Source organism: Gammaproteobacteria bacterium (genome assembly GCA_015709635.1).
Lineage (GTDB): Bacteria > Pseudomonadota > Gammaproteobacteria > Burkholderiales > Nitrosomonadaceae > Nitrosomonas.
Genome location: CP054180.1, coordinates 2,220,477 through 2,245,599, shown reverse-complemented (window position 1 = coordinate 2,245,599; position 25,123 = coordinate 2,220,477). Strand labels below are relative to the sequence as shown.

The following is a 25,123-nucleotide window of genomic DNA, read 5'->3' as shown; positions in this document are numbered from 1 at the left end:
TCAATGAAACTAACTTGAGTCCTAGGACTCAATGGCTATGATTTATGATGAATGGCAGTAAAGGTAAATTTTATAGAATATGTATTTAACAAAAATGCATGTTTATGTCACGGAGAGAAAATGATGCGGTTGCAAAGTAAAAAAAGAATGGCTGTGCATTTTGTGTTGTTGATGGTTTTGCTGCTATCTGCTGTTGGTATTGCTGTAGCGGAACAAATCGGCAGCGTTTCAACCAAGTTCAAGTTATTAGGTGCAAATGACAAAATTGTCATTGAAGCATTTGACGATCCCGAAATTCCCGGCGCAACCTGCTATTTGAGCCGGGCAAAAACCGGCGGGGTCGGCGGTGTGGTCGGTGTCGCCGAGGATACGTCGGATGCTTCGATCGCATGCCGTCAGATCGGGCCGATTACGTTACCTGAGAAAGTGAAGAACGGGCAGGAAGATGGCAAAGAAGTTTTCAAAAAAAGCACGTCACTTTTGTTCAAGACGTTGCAAGTGGTCCGGTTTTACGATGCCAAGCGCAATGTGCTGGTGTATTTGACCTACAGCGACCGCATTATTGAAGGGTCGCCTAAAAACAGCATTTCAATCATTCCGATTACACCATGGCACTAATGGGATGGTTATCGGCCACCAAAGAACTGCAAAATTAATTGGGTTGATTGATGGTAATTAAGAACGCCTAATATTATAATTACGCGTTATTTCTTACCCGTTGCTTTCATTGGCTAACATTATTTTTCATGCAGTTATTCGCCTTTGGTATTAATCACAATACGGCGCCACTCGATGTGCGTGAGCAGGTGACTTTTCCCGAAAATACCATGGAATTGGCGTTAAGGGATCTGGTCGGGCGCAATCCGATTAAAGAAGCCGCGATTGTATCCACGTGCAATCGCACCGAAGTGTATTGCTGCACGGACAGGCCGGAAGATGCCATGACGTGGCTGGCGGATTTTCATCATTTGCCGACACGCGAGCTGGATCCCTATTTATACAAATTTCCGCGTGAACATGCAGTGAAACACGCTTTCCGCGTTGCCAGCGGATTGGATTCCATGGTACTGGGTGAACCGCAAATACTCGGGCAACTGAAAAATGCGGTGAAATCGGCGGAACACGCCGGGACGCTCGGTTTATTGCTGCATAAACTGTTTCAGCGCACGTTCTATGTCGCCAAGGAAGTGCGCACATCGACCGAGATCGGCACCAGCTCGGTATCCATGGCCGCTGCTGCTGCGCGTCTGGCGGAACGGATTTTCGGCGATATTGGCGGACAGCGTGTGCTATTTATCGGCGCCGGAGAAATGATCGAGTTGTGCGCCAATCACTTCGCCGCACGCAGTCCCAAGAAAATTACCGTGGCGAATCGCACTACCGAACGTGCCGAAGCGTTGGCGGATCGTTTTAATGCGCAGGCGATTACGCTCAGCGATCTGCCGGAGCAATTGGCGTTGCACGACATTGTGGTGACTTGCACTGCCAGCCCGTTGCCGATTCTGGGCAAGGGCATGGTCGAACGTGCGATCAAGATCCGCAAACATCGCCCCATCTTTATCGTCGATTTGGCCGTGCCGCGCGATGTGGAATCCGAAGTGGCCGAATTGGATGACGTGTTTCTCTACTATGTCGATGATTTGGCGGAGATTGTCAAAGAAGGGCTGGATTCGCGCCAGAATGCCGTGGCACAGGCCGAAACCATCATTGATTCCAATGTCGTGGACTTCATGCGCTGGCTGGCGACACGGGAAATGGTGCCAACCATCCGTGCGCTGCGTGATCAGGGCGAGCGTTACCGCCGTCATGAGCTGGAGCGGGCGCACAAGCTGCTGGAGAAAGGCGAAGATCCGAAAAAAGTCATCGAGGCGCTCAGTAACGGTTTAACCAACAAATTCCTGCATGTACCGTCCAGCGCCTTGAACCATGCGGCGGTTGACGAACGCGAAGAATTGGTCGATCTGATCAACCGGCTATACCAACTGCATCGTCCGCAATGAACAAAAATATCACGGACAGGCTCACTCGTCTGAGTGTGCGGCTGGAAGAATTAAACCATTTGTTGAGCAGCGAATCCGCCACGGCCAACCTCGATAATTACCGCAAACTGACGCGTGAGCATTCGGATATCGTCCCCATTGTAGAGCTCTACCGCGCTTACCAGCAAAGCGAACGCGATATTCAAACCGCGCGGGAAATGCATGCCGATCTGGACATGCGCGCTTTTGCCGAAGCCGAAATACAAGCAGGTAAAGAACAGTTGGTGAAGTTGGAATCGGAAATACAAAAACAACTGCTGCCGAAAGATCCCAACGACGAACGCAATATTTTCCTGGAAATCCGTGCGGGAACCGGTGGCGACGAATCCGCTCTGTTCGCCGGTAATTTGTTCCGCATGTATTCTCGTTTTGCGGAGCGGCGCGGCTGGCAAGTCGAGATCATTTCACAAAGTGTGTCGGATATTGGCGGCTATAAGGAAATCATCGCCAAAATCATCGGGCATGGCGCGTATTCCCGTCTTAAATTCGAATCCGGCGGGCATCGCGTGCAGCGAGTGCCGGTCACGGAAACACAAGGGCGCGTGCATACTTCCACCTGTACGGTCGCCGTCATGCCCGAAGCCGACGAAGTCAGCGAGGTGGTGTTGAATCCCGCCGAATTGCGCATCGATACTTTCCGCGCTTCCGGTGCAGGCGGTCAGCATATTAATAAAACTGATTCCGCCGTGCGCGTCACCCATTTGCCGACCGGTATCGTGGTGGAATGCCAGGATGGGCGTTCGCAACACAAAAACAAAGCGCAAGCACTGAGCGTGCTGGCGGCGCGCATTCATGACAAACAAATGCGCGCGCACCATGCGGAGCAAGCTGCAACGCGGAAATCGCTGGTGGGAACCGGGGAGCGTTCGGAACGGATTCGCACGTACAACTTTCCGCAAGGACGGGTAACCGACCATCGCATCAATCTGACGCTCTATAAAATGGATCAGATCATGGATGGCGATATCGATGAATTGTGTTCGGCGTTAATGGCCGAACATCAAGCGGAGCTGCTGGCCGCTTCGGTACAAGAATAATCAGCCGTCCGGCTGATGATCTTTCAATGCAGTAAAATGCAGCACGTAACCATTTTCCAAGCTTTGGCATTTGCCCGCCGGGATATCGACCGGGTCGACGCATACATGTTGTTACAATACGTGCTCGATGCTACTCAGGTGCACTTGCTGACTCATCCCGATCAAATGCTGAGCGCGCAGCAACTGGAAGAATTCTACCACCTGGTCAAACGGCGCATTGCCGGTGTGCCGGTCGCTTATTTAACCGGAGAACGCGCTTTTTATGACCTGATTTTAAGTGTCAATGAAGCGGTTTTGATCCCTCGCCCCGAAACCGAATTATTGGTTGAGCTGGCATTGCAATTGATCCCGCTCGACCGGTCTTGCCGGGTGCTCGATCTGGGAACGGGCAGCGGTGCGATTGCGATTACCATCGCCAAGCATCGGCTGCAATCTCACGTCACCGCAGTCGATGTTTCACCGGCGGCAATGGCGGTTTGCCAGTCGAATGCGCAAAATCTGCAAATCCATAATCTGCAGCTGATCGAAGGAAGCTGGTTTGATGAACTTTCCGGGGAAAGATTTGATCTGATCGTATCCAATCCACCGTATGTGGCGGGTACTGATCCGCATCTGCAACAAGGGGATTTGCGGTTTGAGCCGCAACTGGCATTATCAGCCGGAGATGACGGTTTGTCGTGTATCAACCATATTATTCATAAAGCACCGAATCACCTTGAGAAGGGCGGATGGCTGCTGCTTGAACATGGTTATGATCAAGCGTCCGCATGCCGGCAATTGTTGCAGGATAGGGATTTTAGTAATATTTGTTCCCACCCGGACTTGGCTGGCATAATGCGCGTGAGCGGCGGTCAGTTGAATTTTGTGAAGTGAGCGATACGTTGTATCCAGCGCAGCAATTGATGACGCTTTTTTTGTTTCTGTATAAAACTTTTGGAATGATTTTTTGGAGAGATTGACACTATGAATGTTGAAGATTTAATCGAACAACAAGTGACCACACACCCGGTCGTACTCTATATGAAAGGTACCCCAGATCAGCCGCAATGTGGTTTCTCAGCGAATGCTGTGAATATTCTGAAGGCTTGTGGTGTTGATAATGTTTACGCTGTGGATGTACTGGCAGATCCGGAAATCAGGCAGGGTATCAAGGATTATTCAAACTGGCCTACCATTCCCCAGTTATACGTCAATGGTGAGTTTATTGGCGGCTCGGATATCGTGACCGAAATGTATCAAAACGGTGAATTACAGAAACTGTTTGAAAATTGATAGCGGTTTAATCGATCCATTACGATTCAGTTTATTCGCATCGATGAATAAACTGAATCGTAATCGCAAACCCACTCAATTCACCGCAGCCGCAATCACCCAATAGCGGGCAAATTTCCCCGCCGCAATAAACAGCAGCGCCCACAACCAATTGGTGCGCAACCATCCCGCCGCCACACACAGCAAATCACCAATCAGCGGTGCCCACGATAACAGCAGAATAGGCGTGCCATGCCGCCGCACCCATTCCAACCCTCGCGCACTGCCTCCCGCTTTCTTCAACACGGCTTTCTCATCCGGCAGCAACCGCCCAATCCAATACGAACTCATCCCACCCAACGTATTGCCGATCGTCGCCAAAATCAGCGCTTGCCAGTGCAAATCCGGATACGCCAGCAAAACCCCCACGAGCACAGCCTCCGATCCGCCGGGAAGCAGAGTGGCAGCGAGGAAACTGCTGGTGAATAACGCCAGAAGGCTTGATTGTTCGTCCATGTGAATTGATTTAGTTTGAAAATTTAACTTTAACTGGATAGATGTTAAGAATCACCAGTAATTACTTTAGTAGACTACGCGATTGAGTGTCACTCTCACCGCAATGCTTGATTTTATCTTAGCTTGCCGGTCAGAAGGGAATTGCTTCAACGCCGGGTTTCCGGATAGACAATCCGGCTTAATCCGGTATATATTCCGGTATGATGAAGACGGATACAATTCAGATTACGCCGGAACTGCTCGTTCTGGTTGCCGAGATTGACGAATTCAAAGGCGCCTGGTGCGCGCTTGGCACACTTGCGCCGGAGCGCCTGAAAGCGCTACGTCATATTGCCACCATCGAGAGTATCGGCTCTTCCATCCGTATCGAAGGCAGTAAGCTGACCGACCGGGAAGTGGCGCGCCTGCTGACCAACTTGGAAATCAAACGCTTCACCAGCCGCGACGAGCAGGAAGTTGCCGGTTATGCCGAGGTGATGGAAACCGTTTTTCAATCCTGGGCTGACATTCCCATTACGGAGAATCACATCAAACAGCTTCATCGTGATCTCTTGCGCTACAGCGACAAGGACGAACGGCATCGGGGTGAATACAAGACGTTGCGCAATGACGTGGGAGCCTTCGACGCAGACGGAAAAATGATCGGCATCGTATTCGAGACCGCTTCACCGTTTGATACGCCGCGCCGGATGCAGGAACTGGTGCAAGGGTTGAAAGACACCCGTGAGCTGGCGCGCCTTCATCCGCTACTAATAACCGGCATCTTCATTGTCACCTTCCTGGAGATTCACCCCTTTCAGGATGGCAACGGCCGCCTGAGCCGCATACTGACCATGTTGCTACTGTTGCAGGCCGACTATGCCTATGTGCCGTATTCGTCACTTGAAAGCATCATCGAGAACAGCAAAGAAGGCTACTATTTGGCCTTGCGCCAAACCCAAGACATCATCCGCACCGAAGCCCCGGATTGGCAACCCTGGCTGCTGTTCTTCCTGCGCGCCTTACAGCAGCAAAAACGCCGCCTGGCCGTGAAAGTGGAGCGCGAGAAGAACGCGCTCGCCATTCTGCCGGAGTTGGCGGTCAAAATTCTCGACTACGTGCGCGACCATGGCCGTGTTACCACCCGTGACATGGTGCGCGAAACCGGCGCAAGCCCGAATACACTCAAAGCAACTTTCACATCACTGGTGGAAAAAGGCTTTCTGGTTCGCCACGGCGGCGGGCGGTCAACGTGGTATAGCCTGCCATAAGAAACAACCATTCATTTTCACGAAGCAAAATGAATGATTGGGTAAGCGGTGAGTAAGTCAAAAATCAATGTTTCTGAAATTACCTTTGACATTGGCGCCGTTCAATACAAATTCTGGTTGGAAAGTTGAAATCGATGAAGCGCTTGGATCAATATCGTCATAGATAAATTTAACTTCAATAGGTATTCCTTGGATAGCAACAAATTGAAGTAATACAGAAAACCCACTTTCTTTATCGAGTGCAGTGATAGATGATGAAGAATATTTTTTACTGAGGTTATCGTAAAGATCGCTTGTAAATGCGCTGATGCCGGCATCTTTATTAGGGCTTACAACCTTCGTCAGGCATGTTATTTGATTATGTCCCGAACGTGCGCAACCATGAAAATCAACTTTGATTCCTCCAGCAGACATTGTTCCCAGCGCCGTGGGTGAAAAGGAAGTATCTTTCGGTGTCGCATCCAGTATCGAAAAAGCGCCGGTTGCGAGATTGAGTTGCAAGGTGACACTCTCATAATTCGTTGTGCCATCGACTGAAACATCCGGTATGACCAAAATACCGTTGCTGCTGGTGAAATTAGAGGTGGCTAAGAGGGGGGGGGGGGGGACACTACCAACAGCGCAAAGGCAAAAAGCATTTTCTTCATTGTTATTGTTCCTTAGTGATTAAAAATAAATGATGCTTGTTGTATTGAACGTCTGTCAGCTTTTGCTGACGCCGGTATTTTATATATAAACCATGACGGAAGATAGCCGCTTGTAAGCTTGATGAATTTTCCGTGATACAGCGGGAAACATCGCATTCAAACGGATGATTTTTTGGTCCATTGTTGCCCCGCAGTGATGAAATATTTGATATACGGTATGGCTTGATCGGATTTCCGCAGCGCCAAATACAATTTCTGATAAAGCCCTTGGTCGCCGATCCGGATTTTGTTGAGATTCAAGTCCTTGTTTTTGATATCGGCGAGCCATTCCGGCAGCACGCACACGCCGCGGTTGAGGGCGGTCATTTGCAGCATGATTTCGAGTGATTCGATTTGTTTCAGTTTGGCTGGTTCGAGGTGTGCGGGGGTGAGGAAGTGCGTGAGGATGTCGAGTCGTTCCAGAGGTACCGGGAAAGTCAGCAGCGTTTCCTTGCTCAAAAGCTCCGGTGTGATTTGTGGCAAATCCGCCAGCGGATGATCGGGTGCTGCCAGCAGCACCAATTGATATTCCGCGAGCACTTCGTATTCGATGCTGTCTTTGCGCACCAAGTCGGGCGTGATCAATACGTCGATGTGATGATTCAGCAAGCCTTCCAAGCCCGAGAATTGAAATTTCTGCACGATGTCGACATCGATGCCGGGCATTTGCCGCATGTATTGACCGATCATGCCGGTGAGCCATTCGAAGCAAGGGTAGCATTCCACGCCGATGCGCAGAATGCCTTGCCGGCCTTCGCCGTAGGCTTGGAGGGTTTGTTCTGTCTGTGCAAGCACTGGCAGCACTTGATTGGCGGCTTCCAGCAATAGCTTGCCCGCCTGGGTCAGGCGCAGGCTGCGGCCATCGCGTTCCCATAGCGCGACGCCGAGTTTCTTTTCCAGATAACCGATTTGATGCGACAGCGCGGGTTGGCTGAGACAGAGCGCATTGGCGGCTCCGGTGAGGGTGCCGTTGGTGTGCAGCGCTTGGATGATTTTCAGATGGCTGTGCTCGATCATGTATGAGGTAACCTTATTGGAACGTTAAAACTTATCATTATTATTTATTATTCATCCTTCATACAATAGCGCCACTTTGATTAATCTTGGAGTGGTGATTTATGGTAACGACACACAATCTTGGATTCCCGCGTATCGGCAAAAACCGGGAATTGAAATTAGCTTTGGAGAAATACTGGCAAGGCGCCATTTCCGAAGCTGCTTTATTGAATAGTGCGCGGAATCTGCAAACGCAGCATTGGCAGGACCAGTCCCAGCTCGATTGGATTCCGGCGGGTGATTTTTCATTGTACGATCATGTGCTGGATACCAGCTTCCTGCTGGGAAATATCCCCGAGCGGGTCAGCGCTTTGACGGGCAGTGAGCTGGACAGTTACTTCCGCGTCGCCCGTGGGCGATCGGCTGCGGATAAATCCGCGTGCAGTTGCGTCAGTGCCGGTGAAATGACCAAGTGGTTCGATACCAATTACCATTACATCGTGCCCGAGTTTGCCCGCGACACGAAGTTCTCGTTGAATGCGAGCCGCCTGCTCGAACAGATCCGGCAAGCGCAGCACATCCATCCGCGCGTCAAACCGGTCATTTTGGGGCCGGTGACCTATTTGTGGCTGGGAAAATCCAAGGACAGCAGCGAAAAACTGGATTTGCTCGATGATCTGCTGGCGGTTTACGCGCAATTGCTGGGTGCGCTCAAAAATGCCGGTGCCGAGTGGGTGCAAATCGACGAGCCGGTGCTGGTCATGGAATTATCGGAGCCATGGAAGCATGCGTTGCGCAAAGCATATTTCCAATTACAGGCAGCACCGATTAAATTGCTGCTGACGACCTATTTCGGCCAACTGCAGGACAATCTGCAACTGGCGTGTGAGCTGCCGGTGGCCGGGCTGCATCTGGATGCCGTCAGTGCGCCGGATGAAGTCGCCAAGGTGATCGACTGGCTGCCGTCGCACAAAATCCTGTCGCTCGGTGTTGTCAGTGGCCGGAATATCTGGAAAACCGATTTGACCGCCGTGCTGGATTGGCTCCAGCCGGTACACACGCGTTTGCAAGACCGGTTGTGGCTGGCGCCGTCCTGCTCGCTGCTGCACGTGCCGGTCGATTTGGATAGCGAACAGAAACTCGATGCGGATATCCGTTCGTGGCTGGCATTCGCCGTGCAGAAACTCGATGAAATCGCTATCCTCGCGAAAGCTTTGAATCATGGCCGGGCTAGCGTTGCCGCAGCGCTCCAAGAGAATCAGGCGGCCATTACCAGCCGCAAGCAGTCGCGGCGTGTGCATCAAGTTGAGGTCAAAGGGCGACTGCAGGAAGTCACAGATGCCATGGGTAAACGCCGTTCGCCTTATCAGCAGCGGGCGGTGGTGCAACGCAATCGATTCCATTTGCCGCTGTTCCCGACCACGACCATCGGCTCGTTTCCGCAAACGCAGCAGATCCGCCAAGCGCGCCGCGATTTCCGTGCCGGTCAATTGACCGAAGCGGATTACCGCCGGGCGATGCGAAAAGAAATCGAGTTCTGCGTGCGCGAGCAGGAAGCGCTGGGACTGGATGTACTGGTGCACGGCGAACCCGAGCGTAACGATATGGTGGAATATTTCGGCGAGCATCTGGATGGCTTCGCGTTTACCGAATTCGGCTGGGTGCAGTCGTACGGTTCGCGCTGCGTCAAACCTCCTGTTATTTACGGCGATGTTTCCCATCCGCAAGCGATTACCACGGAATGGATCGAGTACGCCCAATCGCTGACCAAGAAACCGATGAAAGGCATGTTGACCGGGCCGGTGACCATGTTGAACTGGTCGTTCGTGCGCGACGATCAACCGCGCTCGGAAACCTGCCTGCAATTGGCGCTGGCGATTCGCGACGAAGTATTGGCACTGGAACAGGCCGGTATCCGCATGATTCAGATCGATGAAGCGGCGCTGCGCGAAGGATTGCCATTGAGAAAGTCGCAATGGAACGATTATCTCAACTGGGCCATCCGCGCTTTTCGCATCACTGCCAACGGTGTCAGAGACGAAACGCAAATTCATACGCATATGTGCTATTCGGAATTCAACGATATCATCCAAGCGATTGCACGCATGGATGCGGACGTGATCACCATCGAAACATCGCGCTCGGATATGGAATTGCTCGATGCCTTCGATCAGTTTCAATATCCGAACGAAATCGGGCCGGGCGTGTATGATATCCACTCACCCAATATTCCGTCGGTCGATTCGATCATCCAGTTGATGCAAAAAGCCGCGCAGCGCATACCGCCCGAGCGGTTGTGGGTGAATCCGGATTGCGGACTGAAAACCCGCAATTGGGACGAAGTAAAACCGGCGCTGAGCAATATGATTGCCGCCAGCCGGCAGTTGGCTGGTCGCTTGGACGCCGCGTAAGCCAAACACGGCCGTTTTTCGGAGCTTCCCTAAATTTGACTTGCCGGTGTTATTTAGCGATGATATGCAGCACTTTATCCACCACGGTTTATAAGGAGTAACCATGACCACCAAACCTTTGCTCAAACAAAAAATCAGCGCCATTATCAGCGAAAAGCATTTGCTCAAACATCCCTTCTATATCGCTTGGACCGAAGGTAAATTGACCAAGGAGCAATTGCGTCATTATGCCGAACAATATTTTTACAACGTACTGGCCGAACCGACCTATTTGAGCGCGGTGCACTTCAATACACCGCATATGCATTCCGACACCAACAGCGGCGACATCAGCGTGCGTCAGGAAGTGTTGCGCAATCTGATCGACGAAGAACACGGTGAGAAAAATCATCCGGCCTTATGGAAAAATTTCGCCTTCGCCTTGGGCGCGAACGATAAAATCCTGGCCAATACAGCGGCATTGCCGACCACCGAAAATCTCGTCAACACCTTCCGCGATATTTGCCTGAATCGCCCATTCTATGCCGGATTGGCTGCATTGCACGCATTTGAATCGCAAGTGCCCGACATCGCAGCGGTAAAAATCGATGGTCTGGCTAAATTCTATGGCATGAACAACCCGGAAGATTACGAATTCTTCTCAGTTCACCAAAAAGCCGATATTTATCACTCGCAAGCCGAATGGGCCATCATCGAGCGCTTTGCCGATACCCCGGAAAAACAAGCCGAAGTGCTGGCTGCAACCAAGGAAGCGTGCGATGCGTTGTGGGGTTTCCTGGACGGCATCCATGAAACCTATTGCAGCAATCTGATTTGCGAAGAAAAACAAGCTGCAACGGTTCACTAATTTTGTAACAACAAGCTTTAGCTTACGATCAGCCCGGAACGGATCACAATGCGAGTTGTGTCTGTTCCGGGCTTATTAATGATGAATCCGGTTTTTCATGATCTCATCGTGATAAAACCTCTTCCGCTTCAAATCACTTAAATCCATGTCGACTCACGACCGATGCTGTTCGATTGCACCGTATTTCAAGATCGCCGAGGGTCAAGTTGACCGGTTCAAACAACTATGCGAGCAATTTGTTGCCAGAGCAAGCAGCGGGCAAAAGTGCCTCTACTATGGTTTCTGCTTTCAGGGTGACGAAGCCTATTGCCGTGAAGGGTACGAGGATGCGCAAAGCTTGTTGGCACATTTGGATAATGTGGGTGATCTGCTGCAGCAAGCGCTAACGATGGCTGAGATCGTCCGTTTGGAGATTCACGGACCCGAGGAAGAGTTGAAAAAACTGTACCAACCGTTGGTGCAGTACAATCCACAGTATTTTGTGTTGCACTGCGGTTTCCGGCGGTAATTTTTTTGATTAGTGCTTGCCTCGAACGCTGGATTCAATCGCATCCAGCATCATTCCTGCCACATTAAATCCTGTCTGTTGGGTGATTTCCTGCATGCCGGTCGGGCTGGTGACGTTGATTTCGGTCAGATAATCGCCAATCACGTCCAATCCCACCAGCATTAAGCCGCGCGTGGCTAATTCAGGCCCGAGCGATTCCGCGATTGCCTGGTCGCGTGGCGATAGCGGTTGCGCTTTTCCCGTGCCGCCGGCGGCCAGATTACCGCGCGATTCTCCCGGTTTGGGGATGCGCGCCAAGGCATAGGGCACGGCCTTGCCGCCGATGAGCAGGATGCGTTTGTCCCCTTGCGCAATCTCGGGAATAAACCGTTGCGCCATGATGGTTCGCGTACCGTAATGGGTCAGCGTTTCGAGAATCACGCTGATATTGTGATCCGCACTGTGCACGCGGAACACGCTGGCGCCGCCCATGCCGTCGAGCGGTTTCAGGATGATATCCTGGTGCTGCGCAAGAAATTCCCGGATCATGTGCGCCTGGCTGGTCACCAGCGAGGGTGCGATCCACTGCGGGAATTGCGCGATGGCCAGTTTTTCGTTGTGATCGCGGATGGCGCGCGGATTGTTGATGACGAGCGCGCCTTGCGTTTGCGCTAATTCCAGCAGATACGTGCTGTAGACGTATTCCAGATCAAACGGCGGGTCTTTGCGCATCAGCACGGCATCGAAGTGATTCAGCGCGCTAGGCAGGATGTCGCCTGTGCGATACCAATGACCGTCTTGCAGCGGCGTGTCTGTCAGCGTCAAGGAACGGCAGAAGCCGGTGACCGTGTTGTCGAGCAAAGCTAGATCATGCTGATAGAGCACATCAATCTGATGATTCCGGGCAAATGCCTCGCGCATCATCGCATAGCTGGAGTCTTTGGCGGTTTTGATCGAATCCAGCTGATCGATGATAAAAGCGAGCTTCATGGTTGCACTTAAGCCGGTAGCGGCAGCTGCGCATGCGGATCGGTTTGTTCCAGTTCCAGCGCGGCGGCTAACAGCGCCAGACGGGCGACGACGCCATAGGCATAAAAACGGTTCGGGATGATATTCGGTTGCTTGGCGTTGGCTTCCAGACAGGTGGTTTCGAACGCCAGCGGCACGAAATGCATGCCCGGGGCATTCAGGTTCTCATCGATGCCGCGCCCGGTATGCACGCGGTAAAAACCGCCGACCACATAACGGTCGATCATGTACACCACCGGTTCGGCAACCGCCTGATTGATCGTCTCAAAGGTGTAGACGCCTTCCTGCACCAGCACATGGGAAACTTGCAGTCCTTCTTTGACGACTGCCATTTTATTGCGCTGTTTGCGGTTGAGATTATAGATATCCTCGCCGCTCTTGACCGTCATGATGCCCATGCCATAGGTGCCGGAATCGGCTTTGACGATGACAAACGGGTCTTCTTTGACGCCATACTGTTGATACTTTTTGCCGATCACCGAGAGAATACGGTCAATCGCTGCCGCGACGCATTCTACGCCTTGTTTTTCCAGGAAATTGATTTCCCCGCACGAGGTGAAACGCGGATTGATCAACCAGGGATCGATGCCGATCAGGTCGGCAAATTCCTGCGCCACGCGATCGTACGCGGCAAAGTGCTCCGATTTGCGCCGTGTTGCCCAGCCAGCATGCAGCGGCGGGATAACTGTTTGCTGTAAGTCCTGCAGAACCTCCGGCGCACCGTTCGATAAATCGTTATTCAGCAGCACCGCACAGGGATCGAAGTTGCTGACACCGAGCTTATTGTTTTTACGGATGATGGGCTCGAGCGTTATCGATTGCCCGTCCGGCAAATCAATCCGGGTAGCGGTAGTCACTTCGGGCAGCAGCGTGCCGAGGCGCACATTCAGCCCGGCGCGCTGTAAGATGTTTTGCAAGGTGGCGATATTCTGCAAGTAGAACGTATTGCGCGTGTGATTTTCCGGGATCAGCAGGATGCTATGCGTGTCCGGGCATATTTTTTCAATCGCGCTCATCATCGCCTGGACGCACAGCGGAATGAATTCCGGGTTCAGGTTATTAAAACCGCCGGGAAACAAGTTGGTATCCACAGGTGCCAATTTGAAGCCGCTGTTGCGCAAGTCGACCGAACAGTAAAAAGGTACGGTGTGCTCGCGCCATTTGTTTCTCAACCAATGCTCGATGGTTGGCATGGCATTGATGATACGGCTTTCAAGATCGAGGATAGGCCCGCGCAGGGCGGTAGAAAGATGAGGTACTGGCATTTCCGTATGAAGTATTAAACCGCGGGCATTATAGCATTATGTTTTGAGCACATTGTGAAGTGCCCGATCCTGAAGTATCTTACGATTTTATACAGAAAAATTTTTGCTGAAGCGAATGTCTGATCCTCTGCCACCTATTCTTATTTTGTTAGCTGTTTCAGTTCTGGCTGTCGTCGTGTTCCGTATGCTGCGCTTGCCGCCGATGCTCGGCTATTTATTGGCGGGCGTGAGTATCGGACCCTACGCGTTAGGATGGATAGCGGATATCGATGAAACCCAGCATTTGGCCGAATTTGGCGTGGTATTTTTGATGTTCAGCGTGGGGCTGGAATTCAGCTTGCCAAAGCTGATCACGATGAAGCGCATTGTGTTCGAATTCGGCACGGCGCAAGTGATCATTTGCATTGCGTTGGTGATGGCGGTTGCCTGGATGCTTGCACTGGATTGGCACGCCGGATTGGTATTGGGTGGCGCTCTGGCCATGTCCTCAACGGCGATTGTGAGCAAAATTCTGACGGAGCGGGCGGAGCTGAATTCCACCCATGGCCGGCAAGTGATCGGTGTGCTGCTGTTTCAGGATCTGGCGGTTATTCCCTTATTGATCATCATGCCGGCGTTGGCGGTTGAGATTGATAGCGATACCGGCGATTTTGGTCTGATGCTCTCGGTTGCTGCGCTGAAGGTGATTGCGGTTCTGGCATTTTTACTGTTTTTCGGGCAGAAATTGATGCGCCCTTGGTTTCATTTGGTCGCGCGCCAGAAATCATCGGAATTGTTCGTGCTCAACGTGCTGTTGGTCACGCTGGGAATCGCATGGTTAACCGAATTGGCCGGCCTGTCATTGGCATTGGGCGCTTTTCTGGCGGGTATGCTGATTTCCGAAACGGAATACCGCTATCAGGTTGAAGACGACATTAAGCCTTTCCGCGATATTTTGCTGGGTCTGTTTTTTGTGACGATCGGTATGCTGCTGGATATGGAAGTCGTCGTGGAGAATTTCCTGTGGATCGTCGTGATTCTGGCAGCCCTCATCGTGTTGAAAATAATAATTGTTGCCGGATTGTCGCGTTTGTTTGGCGCGGATTCCAACGTCTCGATCAAAACCGGCATGAGTCTGGCGCAGGCAGGGGAGTTCGGATTCGTATTGTTGGCACAGGCCGGTGAGTTCCGTTTGATCGAAAATTCGATTCTGCAGCCAGTGCTGGCGGCGATGGTGTTGTCGATGTTCATTGCCCCGTTTCTGATTGAGTACAGCGAATCGATGATTCACCGTTTTTACGGTTCGGATTGGATGTATCGCGCCATGCAAATCACTTCCATCGCGGCGCAGACCATGGTGGCGCAAAATCATGTGATTATTTGCGGCTATGGACGCAGCGGACAAAACATATCGCGCATACTGGAGCAAGAATCCATACCGTTTATCGCGCTTGATCTCGATCCGCAACGTATCCGTGAAGCCACCAGCGCAGGGGAAGCGGTGGTCTATGGCGACGCGGCGCGGCGTGAAGTGTTGATTGCAGCGGGCTTGATGCGCGCCAAAGTGCTGGTGGTCAGTTACGCCGATACGGTTTCCGCACTAAAAATCCTGAAACATGTTCAGGAACTGCATCCGGAACTCGCGGTTGTGGTCCGGGCGCGCGACAATGCCGACATTGATTTGTTAAAAGAAGCCGGCGCCACCGAAGTTGTCGCGGAAATTATGGAAGGCAGTTTGATGCTGGCGTCGCATGCCATGATGTTCGTCGACATATCGACCGGGCGGATTTTACGCCGTATCAGGGCAATTCGCGAGCAACGCTACAGTCTATTGCGCGGTTTCTATCACGGTGTGACCGATGAAGCGGAAGACGGCAGTGAGCGATTGTTGCCGCGCTTGCTGACCATCACGATGGTTCCCGGTGCGGCTGCAATCAATAAAACGTTGGGTGAGATCGATCTGACAAGCCTGGATGTCGAAGTCACCGCAGTTAGAAGACGCAACATCCGCGGACTGTTACCGACTGAAGAAACACGCCTGGAAACGGGCGATGTGGTGGTACTGCGAGGCACGCAGGAAAATCTCGCAGCGGCTGAAATTAAGTTGATACAGGGTTGAGAATTATCGATAAAACCGATTTTAACCAAAGAAACGAGAAATTGAGCAATTTGAATGTCGCTCCGGTTGATTGCAATCCCATTCATTCAGTAAGGCTTTGATCGTTACAAGCCACTAAGAATAGACAGTTTTCTTTATAAAGTGTATATTCTCCGTTCCGTCCTTTTGGTTCAAATCGATGGCGAAAGGCAGATGTTGGTAATCTCGATGATTACATGACAAGTAGTATTAGAATGGTGCTAAGAAAAGCGCAAAATTCATCTTTTATGGAGGGAGATATGATTAAAGCTGTTCAGGCAGTTGTAGGATTGGGATTGCTCTGTTTAGGCGCAACACAAGCAGTTGTTGCTGCAACAGACATCTCTAAATTACCACGCGTAAAACAAGAATTGGTGGCTCCACCAAATGTGCCGGTGCATGATCAAGTTTCAAAAGGGCCAAGAGTTGTTGAAGTTACAATGGAAACCCAAGAGAAACTGGTTGAAGTTGCTCCGGGTGCGAAAGTTTGGGGGTTGACTTTCAATGGCAGTATTCCTGGTCCGCTCATCGTCGTAAGTGAAGGCGACTACGTAGAATTAACATTAAAAAACCCAAAAAGCAGTACGCTGGCACATAATGTTGACTTCCATGCAGCAACCGGTGCTTTAGGCGGTGCTGGCTTGACACTGATTCAACCGGGTGAAGAAGTTGTATTGCGCTGGAAAGCAACTAAACCGGGCGTATTCGTTTACCATTGCGCACCTGGCGGAACCATGATTCCGTTCCACGTTATTTCCGGTATGAACGGCGCTGTTATGGTATTACCTAAAGATGGTTTGAAAGATGCCAAAGGTAAACCATACAAATATGACAAAGCATTCTACATCGGTGAACAAGATTTCTATCTGCCAAAAGATGCTAGTGGAAAATTCAAAACCTATGGTTCACCAGCTGAAGGTATGGCCGACATGTTGGAAACTGCAAAGGGACTTATTCCTACTCACGTAGTGTTTAATGGCGCTGTTGGTGCAATTACAGGTGACAATGCATTGAAAGCCAAAGTAGGCGAGAAAGTATTGTTTGTTCACTCACAATCTAACCGTCCTTCTTATCCGCACTTGATCGGTGGTCATGCTGATCTGTTCTGGCAAGAAGGTTCATTCAACGACGTACCTCTGACCAACCAGGAAACCTGGTTTATTGCAGCCGGTGCTGCTGTTGCAGCAGCATATGAATTCAAACAACCTGGTTTATACGTATACCTCAGTCATAACCTGATTGAAGCGGTATTGCTGGGTGCTGCACTTCATATGAACGTTGAAGGTAAATGGGATGATGATCTCATGACCCAACTCAAAAAACCTGCAAGCTTTGATGCAAAAGCTGCAATGGATCACTAAGAATAGACGTAGTGTAACTTGAGGTAGTGTAAAAAGGCCTCAACCTGTTCCGGGTTGAGGCCTTTGTCATTTCCGTTGCTTGCTTTGCTCAAATCTTTTATTTATTGTTCAGTCATCGTTTCGTCATGTCCATTAAATCCCATATTCGTACCGTTCCGCATTACCCGCATCACGGCATTATGTTTCGTGATATCACGACACTGTTAAAAGATCCTATCGGGTTGCGAACAACCATACAGGAAATTTCAAGCCGCTACAGCAATGTCAAAATTGATAAAGTGGCTGGAATCGAGTCGCGCGGTTTCATTATCGGTGCTCCTGTGGCCTATCAGTTGGGGAAAGGTTTTGTGCCGATTCGTAAGCAAAATAAACTGCCTGCCGAAACGATCGGCAGAGACTATCAATTGGAATATGGCAGCGACCGGATTGAAATTCATGTGGATGCGATTCAACCGGGGGAGCGGGTGCTTCTGATCGACGATCTGATTGCAACTGGTGGGACTGCAGAAGCAGCCGTTGGCCTGATCCGGGATATGGGCGGTGAGGTTGTGGAATGCTGCTTTGTCATTGACTTACCGGATGTGGGTGGCAAGGCGCGATTGGAAAATCTGGGTTGTAAGGTATTTGCCCTGTGCGAATTTGAAGGTGGTTAAAAGCTCTGAAAAACTACTGTGCCCGGTCATGCTGTGTTGAAATCAGACTCAAAATGCTCATTTACACTTTGTAAACTGCGCTTTTTCGCCTGATTTCGCCTTATCTGACCGTCGCTCGCTACCTTTTTCAGAGCTTCCTTAAATACGTCGGCTATAAAACCTTCCCAATGGATAATCCTACTCTTTCTTCAGAGCCGATAAGATTTTTTCATGGATGCCGCCGAATCCGCCATTGCTCATGATTAAGATGTGATCACCGGGTTTTGCGGTGCTGCAGATATTTTGTACCAGTTGGTTCATGTCATCAAAGCAATCCGCTTTTTTACCGAGTGGCATCAGTGCGGTTTTTGCCCATTGCGCATCGCGGGTGAAGCAGAACACATGATCAGCCTCTTGCACGCTGTTTGCCAGAAAATCTTTCCACACTCCCATTTTCATCGTGTTCGAACGTGGCTCCAGAATAGCGACGATTCTTTCTTTGCCGGCATGGGCTCGCAACCCATTGATTGTGGTTTGAATGGCGGTCGGGTGGTGGGCGAAGTCGTCGTAGACGGTGATGCCATTGACAGTACCCCGTTTCTCCATGCGCCGCTTAACATTCTTGAACTGCGCCAGTGCGTCGATTCCAACTGGGGTCGGCACTCCGGCATGCCGCGCCGCGATCAGCGCCGCCAACGCGTTCATGCGGTTATGTTCGCCCAGTAAATCCCATTGCAACCGTCCTTGGTGCATGTCGTGACAATAGATATCAATCGTCTGACTATCTTGTAATTTTGTGTGCCAGCCGTTTTCTGTGCCGAATGCTTCGACGGGTGTCCAACAGCCTTGCTGCAGAACTCGTGTTAAATTCTGATCTTTGCCGTTTGCCACGATCAGGCCGTTGTTGGGAACAATCCGCACGAAATGATGAAATTGCCGCTCGATAACGGCAAGATCGGCAAAAATGTCGGCGTGATCGAATTCGAGGTTGTTCAGTATGGCCGTTCTGGGATGGTAATGAACGAATTTGGAACGTTTGTCAAAAAAAGCCGTGTCGTATTCATCCGCTTCGATGACAAAGAAAGGCGAAGAATCTCCAATCCGTGCCGAGATGCCGAAATTCTCCGGGATTCCGCCGATCAGAAAGCCCGGATTCAATCCAGCATATTCTAGTATCCAGGTCAACATCGAACTGGTCGTCGTTTTTCCATGCGTACCGGCTACGGCGAGCACCCAACGGTGCCGCAGAATATTTTCCGACAACCACTGCGGACCGGAAATATAGGGTAAGTTGCGATTGAGGATTTCCTCCATCAACGGATTGCCGCGCGTTACGACGTTACCGATGACGAATATGTCCGGCTGCAATTGAATCTGCTCCGGCGAATAACCCGGTATCAATTGAATGCCTTGCGACTCAAGTTGTGTGCTCATCGGTGGATAGACATCCTGGTCGCAACCGGTCACGGTGTGACCGGACTCGCGCGCAATGGCGGCTATTCCGCCCATGAAGGTACCGCAAATTCCCAGTATATGAATATGCATGTTTGACTTAAAATTCGTGATTCAATGTAGCAGGAAAACGATTATGATTGAGGGATGACGAGCATTATAAAGGATAAGGCCGTCAATACCGGAGCTTGTTTGCGGTCAATTCCTATCGAAAACAATGAAGGGTGTTATTTCCGGTTGGTGATTTTTTAGATTAATTAACTAATTTGCCAGTGCAGAACGCTCAACTCATCGGTTCGGATTATCGCGGACGGTTTGCGCCGTCTCCCACCGGACCGTTGCATTTTGGTTCGCTGGTCGCAGCGGTAGGCAGCTACGCCGATGCGAAATTTCATCGCGGCAAATGGCTAGTTAGAATTGAGGATGTCGATTTGCAGCGCACGGTGCCCGGCGTAGCGGGTCAAATTCTCGATACCCTTGAGAAATTGGGTATGGAATGGGACGAGGAAGTCATTTACCAAAGCCAGCGTTTTGAGGCATACCGGGAAGCTTTGGAGGTGCTGGGTAAGCAAGGTGTGCTTTATCCTTGTTCCTGCTCACGAAAAGAAATTGTGGATTCCAGTATCACCAGTTTATATGGTTTTATTTACCCCGGAACTTGTCTGAATAAACCTGCCTCGACAGAGCATGCTCATGTGCTTCGCGTTCAGACCCATGATGACTTAATAGCGTTTCAGGATAGGCTGCAGGGATTTTATACGCAAAGACTGCACCACGATGTCGGTGATTTTGTGTTGCGCCGTGCCGATGGGATTTACGCCTATCAATTGGCAGTCGTGGTTGACGACGCTGCGCAAAATATCACGCATGTCGTGCGCGGCGCCGATCTGCTCGATTCCACACCGCGGCAAATATTTCTGCAACAGTTGCTGGGTTACGCAACACCGCATTACCTGCATTTGCCCGTGGTAACCAACGCCGCCGGTGAGAAACTCAGCAAGCAAACAAAGGCGGCACCCATCGATATGGCGAATGCACTATGTGAATTGGTTGCTGCATTACGTTTCTTGGGACAGGAATCACCGGAAGAAATTTTGCAAGGCGATATTTCTTCTTTTTGGCGCTGGACAATAGAAAATTGGCGTGTGAGCCGGATTCCCAATGGCTGTGATATAAAACCATGAAAGTGGTAATTATGCTAGGCTGTAGCGCGTACATAGACCGGTTGGTGAAATGCCGGTGTGAATTTGCGATCATGGACGGCTTAAGTTCCTCATCTATATGAAGTAAGGGGTTAGTGTGGCTTTTTTGCCATTTAATATTGCAAGACAAAAAAGATTGCGAGTGGTCATTGTCGGTGGTGGATACGCCGGGCTTGCCGCGTTAACCAATCTGCTGCAGTTCGCTCCGGATACGGATGTCACGCTGGTGGATCCGAAAACGCAGCACTTGAAAATCACGCATCTGCACGAAACATTCCGTTATCCTCTGACCGATTTGCTGGTTCCTTTTACGGATATAGCAAGCCGCTACGGATGCCGCCACATGATGGCATCACTACGCTTCGATCCGGATATGCTGCAAGCCTGCCAGGCGGAACGGCGCTTGGTTATCAATGGTGAAGCGCTCGATTTTGATTATCTGATCATCGCAACCGGTTGTGAGAGCCAGGAGGCCAGTCACGGCGATGGCGGAAATGTGCTGCGTCTGCATGATTTTATCGTGACCGGCGGCGCGGAGCTGTTAACTGCATTTCTTCATCGGAGTGATGCACCGCAACCGGTGATCTCTGTCGTTGGTGGAGGCGCGACGGGGATACAGTTCTTGTTCGAAATCAGGCAATTTCTCGATCGTATCAAGCGTAAAGCGGATTTACGCCTGATCCATGCGGGAGAACATGTGCTGGAGCAATTTCCCGCAGGCTTTGCACAGTACGTCGAATCCCGCATGCGCGACATGAATATTGCGTTTTATCCGGATACTTATTACCGTGAGCAACGGGCTGATAAAATCGTGCTGGCGGAGAAAATCACCGGAAAGCAATTCGAATTGCCTTCGGATTTGTCGCTGCTGTTTTTAGGTAAGAAACAGCAGAATATGTTTACCGCCAATGCCTTCGGACAAGTATTGGTCGACCAGAAACCGTTGTCCAATATTTTTGTGGCCGGTGATTGTTCCTATTATCAATCGCTGGGATCGAATACATTAACCGCGCAATCCGCTGTCCGGAAAGGTAAGTTGGTGGCGCGCAATGTTTTGCGCCACGCAGGATTTCCCGGATTGCTCGAGCCTTATCTGCATCATGAATTGGGTTATATGGTGAGTCTTGGCGCATCGGATGCAGTAGGCTGGCTGGTTGCCGAAAGCAATTTGATTACCGGTCTATCGGCTTTGACGATTAAAGAAGTCGTTGAAACGCAATATGACTTATTTTTGGCAGGAATCGACACCTACTTGGTTTAGCAAATAACTGCGCAGGAGGCATTAAATGCTTGGTTTGTTCAAAGATAACCCTGTAATTGGCAAGGCCAGTGCGATCATTCAAAGCCCCAGTGACAAGATTTTCAACTTTATCGGCACCGATTTGCTGATCAACTACCCGCGCTGGTCGCCTGAAGTCAAGGAATTGGAGAAACTCACCGACGGCTCGGTAAAACTCGGAACGGTCTGCCGCCAGGTCCGTATCGATCAGGGAAATCGCTCGGAATCGACGTTTAAGGTAAAAATTTTTGAGGTGGGTTCGCGCATTTGTTTTGAAGGGGTTTCCAATCCGTACCGCTGTGACTATGTGATTGAAGCAATCAATGTTTCCGATAGCCGACTGACGTTTGTTTTTGAACTGTTGAGCCTGGACTTGCATGTACGGCCGTTCGAGAAGCTCGTGTGCATCGCGGTGCAAGATGGTACCGAGAGAGCGGTGAGAAATATCAAGAAACTGATTGAAGCGGATCGGGTTGATTCCAAATAACCGACCATTTTAAGCATAACCAATCATTGATTAACCTGGAGAGATGATCATGGATTTTATCGTTGAGAAAGACCCCGGATTAATTCCACAAGTATTGTCCAAGATTCTTGATTCATGCGTGAATGGTGTAACGCTGGCTGATCCCGATCAAGAGGATATGCCTTTGGTTTATGTCAATAAGGCGTTTGAGGAAATAACCGGGTATACATTGGCGGAAACGGTGGGTAAGAATTGCCGTTTTTTACAAGGAAATGAACATGACCAAGCCGGTGTTAAGCAATTACATGATGCAATCAAGAGCAAGAAACCGGTTGAGGTGGTTTTGAGAAACTTCCGTAAAAACGGTGAATTGTTTTATAACCACTTACTCGTTTCGCCGCTCTTCGATTCGCATGGAAATGTGCTGTATTTCCTGGGAGTGCAATTTGACATTACACCGCAGATCCGGGCGGAGGAGGAGATTAAAGCATTGAAAGAGCAGCTGGCCGCACTTAAGAGCTGAGGGGTTATTGTTGGATATATTAGCCGCAGCAGATTGATGATGCGGCATGCCGGTCAAGTTGACGGGCGATTGTAACTGCGATCTACCCAGAGTACGGGAATATCCGGTTGTACTAGGGTAAAAAGATGCAGAATGATCGCTTCGAAGAACGGATGCTGATATAGGGCACGGTCGTTGGCTTGCACGATACTCCAGCGCACGGTATCGGATGCGGATTTATTTTGTAGTGCGATTTTCATCAATAAAGAGCGAGGTATTCATACCATGAAAAATATAACACCTATTTTGATTGCCGCGATATTGACGTTTTTCCTGATCGGCGAAATTAGCGCATCGGGGGCATCGGGAAATGCCGAGACCGGGAAGGCGATTACCTTCATGGCGGAAGCAATAAAACATGCGGAAATGGCCAAAACCCATAAAGCACATGCGGAACATATTCACAAGCATGCCGAGAAAAGCCTGGAGTATGTCAAAAAAGCCGAGGCGGATGCGATCGAGAATGAAGACACCAAGGGAAGAGTGCACATAACCGAATCCATCCGGCACTTGGTCGAAGCCATCAATCACGCCAGAGTAGGGCACGCTGATATTGCGAGCGAGCACGTTACCGATGCATTGGAAGAAATGCGTCAATATACAGCCGAATAGATTTCAAAGTGTGCGGCAGGTGTTCCGCAGGCGCGAGCCGGGAATGTTTTTGATGGGCTCGCCGTAAATAGTCGCCCCTGCAAAATTCACACAGTCATGCCGACAAACGAACGTTTTGTGTAAAAGGTGTTGATCAGTTGCAGCAGCGCAAGTCGCAATAAAGAATTCTTGATGCCCAAACGGTGTATAGCTCTCATCAGCCAGCGCAGATTGTAGCCAGCCGCACATAACACAGCGTGCAGTGCATCACCCAACTGACCTGGTAACCAGCAGCGATTCATTCGGTGATCCGACTTCAGATGCCCGATTGCAGGTTCCACGGCCTGCCGGCGCTTGAGCCAGCGCCGCTGCGGTTTCGTCAGCGACTTGTACTTGCCGCGATGGATGATTTCCACTGCCGGATTGTCAGCATCCACTCCCCGGAACCCGAGATCGGCAATAACCTGCTTCGGTATTGATCCGGTATCTTCGAGTAGCCTGTGCGTTTGTTCGAGCTGTTGGTGGAGAATATGACCATCGTAGGGATTGCCAGGAAAGGTTCTGGCACCGACTATCAGGCCGCTTTTGTGCGTAACAGCAATGCCGGCTTTAACTCCGAACTCGTAAGGTTTGCGTGCTTTGCCCTTGCCGATGCATTCGGCTTCCGGTGCGTGCAATGCATAGAGTTTGTTGTTGTCCTTGGGGTTGCTGCTTATGAATCCGTCCTGCCCGTTCCAATAGCGTGGTCAATTGCTGCAGCGATGCGGCACAGACCGTCGTCACGGTTGCCAGTTTGCGCTGGATCTCCCGCAGCACGATACCAAGGATCGTGCGTTGGCGTTTAACGGTTTTGTGCAGACGCCGCAATTGCCTGGCGTGGGCATAGCCGCCTGCCCTTCGGCGCAGCGCCTTGCCTTCTTTGGCGTAGGTTTGCTTCAAGGTGATGCCAGCCCGTCTGGCTGCTTGCACAATCTTGCCGCGAGCAATTTCCAGTAACCGGCTATCCACCGGATGCGCAATTGCCTTTTCCTGAATTGTCGTGTCAACAATCACTCGTTTGAATTCAGCCGGTTTGACCGCCTTGGTGTGCACCGCAGTGTCAATCGTTGCCTTCAGCAGCTTCTCAACACCAGCTTCACCAATGGCGGTGCGGAAACGGCCAATCTGGGTGGCATCACACGGCAACTTCGATGTGTAATATTCCTCGCCGCTGAAATACTGCCACACCACATTCTCCGGCCAGCGAACCACCAGCTCTTCGTCACTGAGGTTGAACGCATGCTTCAGATACAGCAACGATGCCATCAACCGGATCGGCAAGCGGGGGCGACCCGCAGTGCTCACGCCCCCACTGGCAATCGCCAATGTTGTGCCAAAAAGAGTCGTTGATCTCCAACACTTCACCCTGACGGTTTTTACGCTCAAAAGCAGGGACAAGTGCTGCTTCAATATCAGCCCACGGCAGTCGATTCGACAGCACTGCCAGGGGATGACGCAGATCAATTATCTGATCGAGACGCGCTCGGAAAAAATCATCGGTCGGCATTTCAGTTCCTCTTGATTCTCTCAGTGTTTTGATGCGAATAGTATAAATTCTCAGGGATCAATGCCGTCTAAAATTTGATGATTCCTGCAGTTCATGCAGGCT

Annotated in this window: 24 protein-coding genes and 1 pseudogene; 17 read left to right on the top strand and 8 right to left on the bottom strand. The window is 50.7% G+C overall.

What is annotated here, in order from left to right:
• Positions 1–147: 147 nt before the first annotated feature.
• From HRU78_10670 to grxD, 5 genes are all read left to right on the top strand, one after another.
• Complete coding sequence (locus HRU78_10670) at positions 148–618, top strand: CreA family protein (protein ID QOJ25020.1); 471 nt, start codon at positions 148–150, stop codon at positions 616–618.
• A 128-nt stretch (positions 619–746) separates the two neighbouring features.
• Positions 747–2,000 (top strand): glutamyl-tRNA reductase, encoded by a 1,254-nt coding sequence (locus HRU78_10665; protein ID QOJ24048.1) that lies wholly within the window; start codon positions 747–749, stop codon positions 1,998–2,000.
• Entirely contained in the window at positions 1,997–3,076 is a 1,080-nt protein-coding gene (prfA, locus tag HRU78_10660) for a peptide chain release factor 1 (GenBank protein QOJ24047.1), read from the top strand. The genes HRU78_10665 and prfA overlap by 4 nt, the downstream gene beginning before the upstream one ends.
• Before the next feature lie 36 nt (positions 3,077–3,112).
• The gene (prmC, locus tag HRU78_10655; protein ID QOJ24046.1) at positions 3,113–3,949 is read left to right on the top strand and encodes a peptide chain release factor N(5)-glutamine methyltransferase; all 837 of its coding nucleotides are present in this window, start codon (positions 3,113–3,115) and stop codon (positions 3,947–3,949) included.
• Positions 3,950–4,039: 90 nt separating this feature from the next.
• A complete protein-coding gene (gene grxD, locus HRU78_10650) occupies positions 4,040–4,348 on the top strand; it encodes a Grx4 family monothiol glutaredoxin (protein QOJ24045.1) in 309 nt (102 codons plus the stop codon).
• A gap of 75 nt (positions 4,349–4,423) precedes the next feature.
• On the opposite strand, the gene HRU78_10645 is transcribed toward grxD, so the two are convergent.
• The gene (locus tag HRU78_10645; GenBank protein ID QOJ24044.1) at positions 4,424–4,843 is read right to left on the bottom strand and encodes a DedA family protein; all 420 of its coding nucleotides are present in this window, start codon (positions 4,841–4,843) and stop codon (positions 4,424–4,426) included.
• Positions 4,844–5,043: 200 nt separating this feature from the next.
• Here HRU78_10645 and HRU78_10640 point away from each other — a divergent pair, with 200 nt between their 5' ends.
• Positions 5,044–6,093, top strand: coding sequence for a Fic family protein (locus HRU78_10640; GenBank protein QOJ24043.1), 1,050 nt, complete (start codon positions 5,044–5,046; stop codon positions 6,091–6,093).
• A gap of 57 nt (positions 6,094–6,150) precedes the next feature.
• Here HRU78_10640 and HRU78_10635 read toward each other — a convergent pair whose 3' ends face one another.
• Positions 6,151–6,648 carry a hypothetical protein gene (locus tag HRU78_10635; GenBank protein QOJ24042.1) on the bottom strand — a complete coding sequence of 166 codons (498 nt, stop codon included), beginning with the start codon at positions 6,646–6,648 and terminating at the stop codon, positions 6,151–6,153.
• A gap of 248 nt (positions 6,649–6,896) precedes the next feature.
• Complete coding sequence (locus HRU78_10630) at positions 6,897–7,796, bottom strand: LysR family transcriptional regulator (protein QOJ24041.1); 900 nt, start codon at positions 7,794–7,796, stop codon at positions 6,897–6,899.
• A gap of 101 nt (positions 7,797–7,897) precedes the next feature.
• Here HRU78_10630 and metE point away from each other — a divergent pair, with 101 nt between their 5' ends.
• The 3 genes from metE (at position 7,898) to HRU78_10615 (ending at position 11,541) form a co-directional block, all read left to right on the top strand.
• Positions 7,898–10,186: a 5-methyltetrahydropteroyltriglutamate--homocysteine S-methyltransferase gene (gene metE, locus HRU78_10625; protein ID QOJ24040.1), complete on the top strand. Its 2,289-nt coding sequence runs from the start codon at positions 7,898–7,900 to the stop codon at positions 10,184–10,186.
• A 103-nt stretch (positions 10,187–10,289) separates the two neighbouring features.
• Positions 10,290–11,033 carry a CADD family putative folate metabolism protein gene (locus HRU78_10620; GenBank protein QOJ24039.1) on the top strand — a complete coding sequence of 248 codons (744 nt, stop codon included), beginning with the start codon at positions 10,290–10,292 and terminating at the stop codon, positions 11,031–11,033.
• 145 nt (positions 11,034–11,178) lie between these two features.
• Positions 11,179–11,541: a hypothetical protein gene (locus HRU78_10615; protein QOJ24038.1), complete on the top strand. Its 363-nt coding sequence runs from the start codon at positions 11,179–11,181 to the stop codon at positions 11,539–11,541.
• 9 nt (positions 11,542–11,550) lie between these two features.
• On the opposite strand, the gene gshB is transcribed toward HRU78_10615, so the two are convergent.
• Both gshB and gshA read right to left on the bottom strand, forming a co-directional pair.
• A complete protein-coding gene (gene gshB / locus HRU78_10610; GenBank protein ID QOJ24037.1) occupies positions 11,551–12,510 on the bottom strand; it encodes a glutathione synthase in 960 nt (319 codons plus the stop codon).
• 8 nt (positions 12,511–12,518) lie between these two features.
• Complete coding sequence (gene gshA / locus HRU78_10605) at positions 12,519–13,814, bottom strand: glutamate--cysteine ligase (GenBank protein QOJ24036.1); 1,296 nt, start codon at positions 13,812–13,814, stop codon at positions 12,519–12,521.
• A 115-nt stretch (positions 13,815–13,929) separates the two neighbouring features.
• Here gshA and HRU78_10600 point away from each other — a divergent pair, with 115 nt between their 5' ends.
• The 3 genes from HRU78_10600 (at position 13,930) to HRU78_10590 (ending at position 17,944) form a co-directional block, all read left to right on the top strand.
• Complete coding sequence (locus HRU78_10600) at positions 13,930–15,912, top strand: cation:proton antiporter (protein ID QOJ24035.1); 1,983 nt, start codon at positions 13,930–13,932, stop codon at positions 15,910–15,912.
• A gap of 278 nt (positions 15,913–16,190) precedes the next feature.
• Positions 16,191–17,291 carry a nitrite reductase, copper-containing gene (nirK, locus tag HRU78_10595; GenBank protein QOJ25019.1) on the top strand — a complete coding sequence of 367 codons (1,101 nt, stop codon included), beginning with the start codon at positions 16,191–16,193 and terminating at the stop codon, positions 17,289–17,291.
• 125 nt (positions 17,292–17,416) lie between these two features.
• Complete coding sequence (locus tag HRU78_10590) at positions 17,417–17,944, top strand: adenine phosphoribosyltransferase (protein QOJ24034.1); 528 nt, start codon at positions 17,417–17,419, stop codon at positions 17,942–17,944.
• Positions 17,945–18,121: 177 nt separating this feature from the next.
• On the opposite strand, the gene mpl is transcribed toward HRU78_10590, so the two are convergent.
• Positions 18,122–19,468: a UDP-N-acetylmuramate:L-alanyl-gamma-D-glutamyl-meso-diaminopimelate ligase gene (gene mpl, locus HRU78_10585; protein ID QOJ24033.1), complete on the bottom strand. Its 1,347-nt coding sequence runs from the start codon at positions 19,466–19,468 to the stop codon at positions 18,122–18,124.
• Between the two features lie 179 nt (positions 19,469–19,647).
• On the opposite strand from mpl, the gene gluQRS reads away from it, so the two are divergent.
• From gluQRS to HRU78_10565, 4 genes are all read left to right on the top strand, one after another.
• Complete coding sequence (gene gluQRS / locus HRU78_10580; GenBank protein ID QOJ24032.1) at positions 19,648–20,559, top strand: tRNA glutamyl-Q(34) synthetase GluQRS; 912 nt, start codon at positions 19,648–19,650, stop codon at positions 20,557–20,559.
• A 115-nt stretch (positions 20,560–20,674) separates the two neighbouring features.
• Positions 20,675–21,838 carry an FAD-dependent oxidoreductase gene (locus HRU78_10575; GenBank protein ID QOJ24031.1) on the top strand — a complete coding sequence of 388 codons (1,164 nt, stop codon included), beginning with the start codon at positions 20,675–20,677 and terminating at the stop codon, positions 21,836–21,838.
• Positions 21,839–21,863: 25 nt separating this feature from the next.
• The gene (locus HRU78_10570) at positions 21,864–22,343 is read left to right on the top strand and encodes a polyketide cyclase (GenBank protein QOJ24030.1); all 480 of its coding nucleotides are present in this window, start codon (positions 21,864–21,866) and stop codon (positions 22,341–22,343) included.
• A gap of 49 nt (positions 22,344–22,392) precedes the next feature.
• The gene (locus HRU78_10565; protein ID QOJ24029.1) at positions 22,393–22,845 is read left to right on the top strand and encodes a PAS domain-containing protein; all 453 of its coding nucleotides are present in this window, start codon (positions 22,393–22,395) and stop codon (positions 22,843–22,845) included.
• 53 nt (positions 22,846–22,898) lie between these two features.
• On the opposite strand, the gene HRU78_10560 is transcribed toward HRU78_10565, so the two are convergent.
• Positions 22,899–23,084, bottom strand: coding sequence for a hypothetical protein (locus tag HRU78_10560; protein QOJ24028.1), 186 nt, complete (start codon positions 23,082–23,084; stop codon positions 22,899–22,901).
• Between the two features lie 25 nt (positions 23,085–23,109).
• On the opposite strand from HRU78_10560, the gene HRU78_10555 reads away from it, so the two are divergent.
• Complete coding sequence (locus tag HRU78_10555; GenBank protein ID QOJ24027.1) at positions 23,110–23,496, top strand: hypothetical protein; 387 nt, start codon at positions 23,110–23,112, stop codon at positions 23,494–23,496.
• A 149-nt stretch (positions 23,497–23,645) separates the two neighbouring features.
• On the opposite strand, the pseudogene HRU78_10550 reads toward HRU78_10555, so the two are convergent.
• Positions 23,646–25,021 (bottom strand): annotated as a pseudogene (locus HRU78_10550) (IS5 family transposase).
• Positions 25,022–25,123 lie beyond the last annotated feature (102 nt).

Bases quoted from the DNA above. Each gene is read 5' to 3' on its own strand.
- HRU78_10570 (QOJ24030.1), top strand. From the start codon at position 21,864: ATGCTTGGTTTGTTCAAAGATAACCCTGTAATTGGCAAGGCCAGTGCG.
- grxD (QOJ24045.1), top strand. From the start codon at position 4,040: ATGAATGTTGAAGATTTAATCGAACAACAAGTGACCACACACCCGGTC.
- HRU78_10665 (QOJ24048.1), top strand. From the start codon at position 747: ATGCAGTTATTCGCCTTTGGTATTAATCACAATACGGCGCCACTCGAT.
- HRU78_10555 (QOJ24027.1), top strand. From the start codon at position 23,110: ATGAAAAATATAACACCTATTTTGATTGCCGCGATATTGACGTTTTTC.
- gshB (QOJ24037.1), bottom strand. From the start codon at position 12,510: ATGAAGCTCGCTTTTATCATCGATCAGCTGGATTCGATCAAAACCGCC.
- prfA (QOJ24047.1), top strand. From the start codon at position 1,997: ATGAACAAAAATATCACGGACAGGCTCACTCGTCTGAGTGTGCGGCTG.
- nirK (QOJ25019.1), top strand. From the start codon at position 16,191: ATGATTAAAGCTGTTCAGGCAGTTGTAGGATTGGGATTGCTCTGTTTA.
- HRU78_10560 (QOJ24028.1), bottom strand. From the start codon at position 23,084: ATGAAAATCGCACTACAAAATAAATCCGCATCCGATACCGTGCGCTGG.
- prmC (QOJ24046.1), top strand. From the start codon at position 3,113: ATGCAGCACGTAACCATTTTCCAAGCTTTGGCATTTGCCCGCCGGGAT.
- HRU78_10620 (QOJ24039.1), top strand. From the start codon at position 10,290: ATGACCACCAAACCTTTGCTCAAACAAAAAATCAGCGCCATTATCAGC.
- gshA (QOJ24036.1), bottom strand. From the start codon at position 13,814: ATGCCAGTACCTCATCTTTCTACCGCCCTGCGCGGGCCTATCCTCGAT.
- HRU78_10600 (QOJ24035.1), top strand. From the start codon at position 13,930: ATGTCTGATCCTCTGCCACCTATTCTTATTTTGTTAGCTGTTTCAGTT.
- HRU78_10565 (QOJ24029.1), top strand. From the start codon at position 22,393: ATGGATTTTATCGTTGAGAAAGACCCCGGATTAATTCCACAAGTATTG.
- HRU78_10670 (QOJ25020.1), top strand. From the start codon at position 148: ATGGCTGTGCATTTTGTGTTGTTGATGGTTTTGCTGCTATCTGCTGTT.
- HRU78_10615 (QOJ24038.1), top strand. From the start codon at position 11,179: ATGTCGACTCACGACCGATGCTGTTCGATTGCACCGTATTTCAAGATC.
- HRU78_10630 (QOJ24041.1), bottom strand. From the start codon at position 7,796: ATGATCGAGCACAGCCATCTGAAAATCATCCAAGCGCTGCACACCAAC.
- HRU78_10645 (QOJ24044.1), bottom strand. From the start codon at position 4,843: ATGGACGAACAATCAAGCCTTCTGGCGTTATTCACCAGCAGTTTCCTC.
- HRU78_10590 (QOJ24034.1), top strand. From the start codon at position 17,417: ATGTCCATTAAATCCCATATTCGTACCGTTCCGCATTACCCGCATCAC.
- HRU78_10640 (QOJ24043.1), top strand. From the start codon at position 5,044: ATGATGAAGACGGATACAATTCAGATTACGCCGGAACTGCTCGTTCTG.
- mpl (QOJ24033.1), bottom strand. From the start codon at position 19,468: ATGCATATTCATATACTGGGAATTTGCGGTACCTTCATGGGCGGAATA.
- metE (QOJ24040.1), top strand. From the start codon at position 7,898: ATGGTAACGACACACAATCTTGGATTCCCGCGTATCGGCAAAAACCGG.